The organism is Paenibacillus albidus (assembly GCF_014644435.1).
Classification (GTDB): domain Bacteria; phylum Bacillota; class Bacilli; order Paenibacillales; family Paenibacillaceae; genus Paenibacillus_AQ; species Paenibacillus_AQ albidus.
Map to the genome: position 1 here is coordinate 378,197 of NZ_BMKR01000001.1, position 6,714 is coordinate 384,910.

General features: G+C 44.8%; 3 protein-coding genes, 16 tRNA genes and 2 pseudogenes. All 21 read right to left on the reverse strand.

Annotated features, from left to right (window positions below; translation table 11 throughout):
* Window positions 1-8: 8 nt before the first annotated feature.
* The 21 genes and pseudogenes from ulaA to IEY53_RS01755 all read right to left on the reverse strand — a co-directional run bounded on the left by ulaA (window position 9) and on the right by IEY53_RS01755 (window position 6,632).
* On the reverse strand, window positions 9-1,382 hold the full coding sequence (gene ulaA, locus IEY53_RS01660) for a PTS ascorbate transporter subunit IIC (RefSeq protein ID WP_189021871.1): 1,374 nt from the start codon (window positions 1,380-1,382) through the stop codon (window positions 9-11).
* Window positions 1,383-1,396: 14 nt separating this feature from the next.
* Window positions 1,397-1,678, reverse strand: coding sequence for a PTS sugar transporter subunit IIB (locus tag IEY53_RS01665; protein ID WP_189021872.1), 282 nt, complete (start codon window positions 1,676-1,678; stop codon window positions 1,397-1,399).
* Window positions 1,675-3,720, reverse strand: a complete 2,046-nt coding sequence (locus tag IEY53_RS01670; RefSeq protein WP_189021873.1) for a BglG family transcription antiterminator — start codon at window positions 3,718-3,720, stop codon at window positions 1,675-1,677. Before IEY53_RS01670 ends, IEY53_RS01665 begins: the two co-directional genes overlap by 4 nt.
* A gap of 651 nt (window positions 3,721-4,371) precedes the next feature.
* Window positions 4,372-4,490 (reverse strand): annotated as a pseudogene (locus IEY53_RS35985) (FMN reductase); the annotation flags it as partial.
* A 43-nt stretch (window positions 4,491-4,533) separates the two neighbouring features.
* Window positions 4,534-4,735: pseudogene (locus IEY53_RS01675) on the reverse strand (oxidoreductase dimerization domain-containing protein); the annotation flags it as partial.
* Between the two features lie 365 nt (window positions 4,736-5,100).
* Window positions 5,101-5,179, reverse strand: a tRNA-Leu gene (locus tag IEY53_RS01680).
* Between the two features lie 19 nt (window positions 5,180-5,198).
* Window positions 5,199-5,272: transfer RNA gene (locus IEY53_RS01685), tRNA-Cys, on the reverse strand.
* A gap of 11 nt (window positions 5,273-5,283) precedes the next feature.
* Window positions 5,284-5,358: transfer RNA gene (locus IEY53_RS01690), tRNA-Gly, on the reverse strand.
* Window positions 5,359-5,364: 6 nt separating this feature from the next.
* Window positions 5,365-5,439 (reverse strand) — tRNA-Gln (locus IEY53_RS01695).
* A 19-nt stretch (window positions 5,440-5,458) separates the two neighbouring features.
* A tRNA-His gene (locus IEY53_RS01700) sits at window positions 5,459-5,534 on the reverse strand.
* Between the two features lie 46 nt (window positions 5,535-5,580).
* Window positions 5,581-5,656 (reverse strand) — tRNA-His (locus tag IEY53_RS01705).
* A gap of 25 nt (window positions 5,657-5,681) precedes the next feature.
* A tRNA-Trp gene (locus tag IEY53_RS01710) sits at window positions 5,682-5,755 on the reverse strand.
* A gap of 5 nt (window positions 5,756-5,760) precedes the next feature.
* A tRNA-Tyr gene (locus IEY53_RS01715) sits at window positions 5,761-5,846 on the reverse strand.
* 5 nt (window positions 5,847-5,851) lie between these two features.
* Window positions 5,852-5,927: transfer RNA gene (locus IEY53_RS01720), tRNA-Thr, on the reverse strand.
* Window positions 5,928-5,952: 25 nt separating this feature from the next.
* A tRNA-Phe gene (locus IEY53_RS01725) sits at window positions 5,953-6,028 on the reverse strand.
* Window positions 6,029-6,040: 12 nt separating this feature from the next.
* Window positions 6,041-6,118, reverse strand: a tRNA-Asp gene (locus IEY53_RS01730).
* Between the two features lie 21 nt (window positions 6,119-6,139).
* Window positions 6,140-6,216, reverse strand: a tRNA-Met gene (locus IEY53_RS01735).
* Window positions 6,217-6,238: 22 nt separating this feature from the next.
* Window positions 6,239-6,314: transfer RNA gene (locus IEY53_RS01740), tRNA-Val, on the reverse strand.
* Between the two features lie 56 nt (window positions 6,315-6,370).
* Window positions 6,371-6,445 (reverse strand) — tRNA-Glu (locus IEY53_RS01745).
* Between the two features lie 15 nt (window positions 6,446-6,460).
* Window positions 6,461-6,553, reverse strand: a tRNA-Ser gene (locus tag IEY53_RS01750).
* A 3-nt stretch (window positions 6,554-6,556) separates the two neighbouring features.
* A tRNA-Asn gene (locus IEY53_RS01755) sits at window positions 6,557-6,632 on the reverse strand.
* Window positions 6,633-6,714 lie beyond the last annotated feature (82 nt).

The following is a 6,714-nucleotide window of genomic DNA, read 5'->3' on the forward strand; positions in this document are numbered from 1 at the left end:
TTTCCGGATTAGATTTCTGAAGCTTGTTCGGCTTTGCTATTCTGCTTACGCAAACTTACTAATAACATGATCAACAATACCAGGCCGATACCGATCATCGTGAACATTTTGCCACCCATATTGTATAGCCCGCTTAAGAACACGCCCACTACACCAAAGTCAGAGTCGGAGAATGTTGCATTAGCCAGCCCCAGCTCACCAAATGCAGGTATCAATAGGATCGGCATGAAACTGATTAATACGCCATTGGCAAAGGACCCTAGAATTGCACCGCGCACACCGCCTGTTGTATTTCCAAAGACACCTGCCGCCGACCCTGTGAAGAAGTGAGGAACAACTCCTGGCAAAATTACAATTCCACCTGTCATAGCCATAATCAGCATGCTGACAATACCGCCAGCAAAACTGGAGAAGAAGCCGATTAACACAGCGTTTGGAGCATAGGTATAAATAATTGGAACATCCAGCGCCGGTTTCGAATTAGGTACAATTTTACTGGATATCCCTTTAAATGCCGGTACGATCTCGGCTAACACCAAGCGTACGCCCGACAAGATGACAAAGACACCAGCGGAGAATGTTCCTGCCTTAAGCAGTGCAAACAGGATGTGATTTTTCCCGTCGCTTAAATTACTTTCTACATAATCGGCACCTGCAAAAAGGGCTACAACCACATAGAACACAGCCATAGTTAGAGCAATACTGACGGTACTATCCCTTAAAAAACCGAGTCCCTTCGGAAAATTGATTTTTTCCGTGGATGTAATCTCCTTCTTGCCTTTGACCAGCATGCCAACCCAGCCGCCAACTGCAAAGCCCACTGCCCCGGAATGACCAAGCGCCACATTATCATTACCGGTTAATTTACGCATAAACGGTTGAACCACCGCCGGTGACAGTGACATAAATATACCCACCGTAAGAGCACCAAAGAGAATTAGGGGTACGGATGTGAAACCGCTGACCGTCAAGATGATGGAAATCATACAGGACATGTAGAGCGTAATATGACCTGTTAAAAAGATGTATTTAAATCGTGTGAAACGTGCAATAAGCAGATTCACAATCATGCCAAAAAACATAATTAATGCTGTAGAGGAACCGTATTCATTTACTGCAAGCGCCACAATAGCCTCATTATTCGGCACGATACCGCTTACATTAAAGGCGGCTTTGAACATCTCGCCAAATGGTGCGAGCGCCCCCGCAAGAACACCCGCGCCTGCTGAAATCACAAGAAACCCAACAAATGTTTTTGTTGTTCCTCTAAGAATATCCGAGAGACTTTTTCGCTGCGCAAGCAAACCCACCAAAGCAATCAAAGCGATTAATACGGAAGGTTCACTTAAAACATCGACTAATACTTTTAAAAATTTGTCCATATGTCCCTTCTCCCCTACAGTAAATTATATTCTTTCAGGACAGCTGTTAATTTGGTTTTAAGCTCATTCAGATCGATAATGTTGTCCAGAACCACTACATTCCCCAGGCTTGCACCACCTTCAGCAATATCTTTTGCGAGGAAAAACACATCCGCACGTTCTGGCGTTGCAGAACCCAGATCTGAATGATCTACTTCCACACCATTCACACCCATTTCATTCAACAACTGTTGTATGTTCATCTCTACCATGAAGCTGGTTCCCAATCCTGAACCGCATACCGTTAAAATTCTCATTTTTTATCTTCTCCTTTTTTCTGCATCATGGCTATGATTTCATCTGCTGTTGTGGCATTTTTCAAACGCTGCAATGATTCCTCATTGACCAGGAACGACGTTAATTCCGTCAACGCCTTTAAATGCAGCTTATTATCAATGGCTGCGAGACATATAAACATGTCAATGGCATGTTCCTTCTGATCAAGCAGCAGTACAGGTTCCTCCAACCGCAGAAGCGACATTCCCAGCTTTTCTACACCTTGTTCAGGGCGTGCATGAGGAATCGCTATCCCTTTGCCAACATGAATAAATGGGCCTATTTCCAAAACCCGATCAATCATCGCTTGCGTATAGTCTGACGTAATGTAATGTTGTTCCTCTAACGGCTTCGCCGCCAGAGTTATCGCTTCTCTCCAGTCAAGCGAAGCCTTGGTGAAATGAATTTTATCTGCCGTTAAAAGCTCGAAAAGCATAGGGGTATAACTCCTTTCAGTCGAGTAACTTTTCCGTAAATGTTTTGTCAGTTCTTCATAAAGCGCTCTTTCGTTCTTAATTGTGGCGTGTCTGCGGATGGTGGCCATAAACTCATCAATAGATACATTGGATTGATCCGGCAGATTAAAATCAGCTGCGACAGCTTGCTGCAAGTACTCTTCTTCCAATGCAGTCAATAATGGCCGCGTCAAGTAAACAGGTTTAGGCGACTCCAAATAAATAGTTGAGAAAATCATGTCGTAACTATCCGAGGATATCTTTTCCATTTCTGCCACTGAGCGTGATTCGGTAAAATGCAGGTACGGAAATAACTGACGCAATTGCGTCTGCAGCATCATGGATGAACTGACTCCATTCGGACATACGATGGTCGCCCGATATACTTTAGCTTTTGTTTCTAATTTCCGAACATGTCCACCGAACAAAATTGTAAAATATCCGATTTCTTCATCTGAAATCAATTGACCAGTATAGTCTGAAAATGGCTTCAAAGCCTGTTTAACAAGTCTAAAAAGCACACCGTGTTCCGTTTGGATTGTGTCAATCAACGGATTAGATAATGGTACTTCACACATAATCCTGAAGTATGCCGGCACTAAATGTTTATATAGGATCGACTGTAATATATGTTTTTCTTTGAATGGCACAAATGTCAAACGTTCGACTTCATGAATAATCGCGTCTGAGACATTAATCAGCTCTTCATTCGGATGAATGTGAGATATGCCCTGCGTAGCCGACAACAATTGAATGGTCAGATAAATGATCTCCGTCTCCGTCACTTCATCGAATAAATAAGCTGATAAAGCTTTGCCCATGTGAAACAAAGGCTGCGTTTTAATTAATTGGATTTGTTTTTTTGGCAGAGTCAAATGATGACGTCCGTAGCGGAATTGCAGAAATAACAGTTCATAAATGAGTTGATCTAATCGATTGCCAACAAAATCCACCGTATATTCTTTAGCCATTTCGGATAGATGAAGCCTGATCGCCTTACTCTTATCTTCATATTTCCAGCTATCAAGCACCTGTTGTATTCCCGACCGTCCCATTGGCAGCTGTAACAGCGACCCGATACAAACCGATGCAAACCGGCGTTTGTACCGTTCCTCTCCCTCAAGATTAAAACCATTGGTCCGGTTATACGACAATTTGACACCTGTCCCCTGGCAAAGCGCACGAAGCTTTTTGACATCTGCCAGTGCCGTATTCCTGCTAACCTGGAGCAACGACTGATAATGAATAATCGCTATCTGCTCCCGCCGAATATACGTATACAGATAAATCAGGTACAGTCGTTCATTCTCTTGAAAAATCAATTGCTTGCGATTGAGCGATAACTCTTCCTGATTCCAATAGGCTTTAATTCGTTCATCGATTTTAAAACCCGTCTGAAACACTTGAATCTTCGGCAAACTGTGACTCGTCAATCCGTCATTTAGCTTGTCGAGCGAATATGCAAATTGTCGAGGGGTCAGATTCATTTGAAGTCTCAACTCCGGAATTGACAACTTCGGATAATGAACCATGACATTGAGTAATTGTAAGGATCTGTGATCAAACATATTGTTCCTCCTCGCGTTTATTATACGATGAAACGCTTACTAATTTTATATCCGTTGAATCCAATCTGTGTTGCAGGTTTAGTATGTGCATTGGACTGATGTTAAACTCCGTCTCTAAATATGGACTCATTCTCGTCGCGAAAGGACCTAAATCGGGTGCCTCTAAATGTGCTTGTCATGCCCTTCGCAGAGGACGATAATTTGTTTGCCCGCACCTGTCGCCGCGTGGAAAATACCTTTAGCATGATGCGCTGTAAAATACGCACACTGGCTCACCTGCAGAAAGAGAGTTTCCGGCATCACTTCGAAACCGCTTGTCTTGTGACCCCGAAAAATTGTGCAATTTCCTCTATCGGCAATGATCTGTATTTGGGGATGTTATGCTGAATATTGGGCTCATCTGCCACTTCGTCAAGTGGATTTACATGGAAGACAACAACCCCTTCCTTTAGTTCTCTCATTATATAAATGGGAAGCATATAGTATAAAAGCAACTTGAAAAGACAAATATTTCACAAAAAAATCCCTCCATCGTTTTAAAGCCCGAATTAGTCAGGCTCTAAAAATCGGAGGGATTTTTATGACATACTCACCCGTTGAACAAAAAGCTTGGCTCCAACAGTTAATCTGGTCATTTTAATCACGAAACCAATAAGCAGGATCAGCCATTAATGCCCGGCTCACAGCTACCAAATCGAATTCTTCACGTTCAAGCCTTTCGATTAACCCGTCGTATTAGCCCCCTTTCCTTCGGAAAAGAGACTCGTAAAAAATAATTACTATCGCATGACTGCATCAATTGATGATAACCGTTTATTTAATAAATTTGCAGATTGGGTGGCCGAGCGCCAACTTCCGCTGCATCAAGCACGATCTCGCCAAGTGTAGGATGCGCATGGATCGTTCGCGCGATATTCTCAAGCGTTGCACCCATTTCGATTGCAAGAGCAATCTCAGCAATCATATTGGAAGCTTCCAGACCAACGATGTGCGCACCCAATACAAGACCGGAATTATAGACTCAGTGGTGGATCGGTGCTGCTTACCAAGAAGGGTTATGAACGTGGTAGCAGGTCACTTACAGGAGAAAAAAAGGCTACTTCTATATGGTTTTAAACTATAAGCATGAGGAGGGACAACGCATAAATAAATGGCTTTCTACAGGCTTGCCCGTAAAAGGAAACAAGAAGAACGTGGAGTCAGCATGAAAGAAGTTCAAGAATGGCTAGGTCATAGCGGTTATTCAACTACAGCAAATATTTATTTTCACTTGGAGTTCAGCTCCAAAGTATCTTCGGCCAATAGAATGAATGAAGTGATAAGAATATAAAAACAGCCCACTAGAAATAATATCTAATGGACTGTCAGCGATCAAAGTAATACCGGCGAGAGGACTCGAACCTCCACGGTTTCCCACTCGATTTTGAGTCGAGCGCGTCTGCCATTCCGCCACGCCGGCACAAACTTATTAAAATAAATGGAGGCGCCACCCAGATTTGAACTGGGGATAAAGCTTTTGCAGAGCTTTGCCTTACCACTTGGCTATGGCGCCACATAAAAAAATGGAGCGGACGACGGGAATCGAACCCGCGACCCTCGCCTTGGCAAGGCGATGCTCTACCGCTGAGCCACGTCCGCATAAAATGGCTGGGGATATAGGATTTGAACCTATGCATGACGGAGTCAAAGTCCGTTGCCTTACCGCTTGGCTAATCCCCAATGTACATTTTAAAATAAATGGGGCGACTGATGGGTCTCGAACCCACGAATGCCGGAACCACAATCCGGTGCGTTAACCCCTTCGCCACAGTCGCCATATTTAATTCTTTGAAGCTTCCAATACAATTCTCAATAAAGTAATGGGGCGGCCGATGGGTCTCGAACCCACGAATGCCGGAACCACAATCCGGTGCGTTAACCCCTTCGCCACGGCCGCCATATTAAATTGAATCAAGAACGATTGGCAGGGGCAGCAGGAATTGAACCCACACCAACGGTTTTGGAGACCGTTGTTCTACCTTTAAACTATGCCCCTAAAAATGGTGGAGGATGATGGATTCGAACCACCGAACACTTACGTGAGCAGATTTACAGTCTGATGCGTTTGGCCACTTCGCTAATCCTCCAAGGATGGTGCCGGCGAGAGGACTTGAACCCCCAACCTACTGATTACAAGTCAGTTGCTCTACCAATTGAGCTACACCGGCATGGCGCATTCTTTTGTATGAAACATGGTGGCTCGGGACGGAATCGAACCGCCGACACGAGGATTTTCAGTCCTCTGCTCTACCGACTGAGCTACCGAGCCATAAGATAATAATGGCGGAACCGACGGGATTCGAACCCGCGATCTCCTGCGTGACAGGCAGGCATGTTAGGCCAACTACACCACGGTTCCAGATAAGTGCTAAAGATAATTTGGTTGCGGGGGCAGGATTTGAACCTGCGGCCTTCGGGTTATGAGCCCGACGAGCTACCGGGCTGCTCCACCCCGCGTCAGTAATCAAGTAATTCATTATGGTGGAGGCTGAGGGGATCGAACCCCCGACCCTCTGCTTGTAAGGCAGATGCTCTCCCAGCTGAGCTAAGCCTCCATGAAATAACAATTGTTATCATACCAAATGCTGCACCCAAAAATCAAGTGAAGAATTGGTGACCCGTATGGGATTCGAACCCATGTTACCTCCGTGAAAGGGAGGTGTCTTAACCCCTTGACCAACGGGCCGTACTGTAAATATAGTGGCGGAGAGAGAGGGATTCGAACCCTCGAGACGCTTGTGGCGCCTACACGATTTCCAATCGTGCTCCTTCGGCCAAACTCGGACACCTCTCCATATGGCTCCCCGAACAGGACTCGAACCTGTGACAACTCGATTAACAGTCGAGTGCTCTACCAACTGAGCTATCAGGGAATATACCTACCAGGCTTGATCGCCTGAAAACTGAATCCGAATCGAATTTGCGTTCTATATATTTTGGATAAGCCCTCGACCG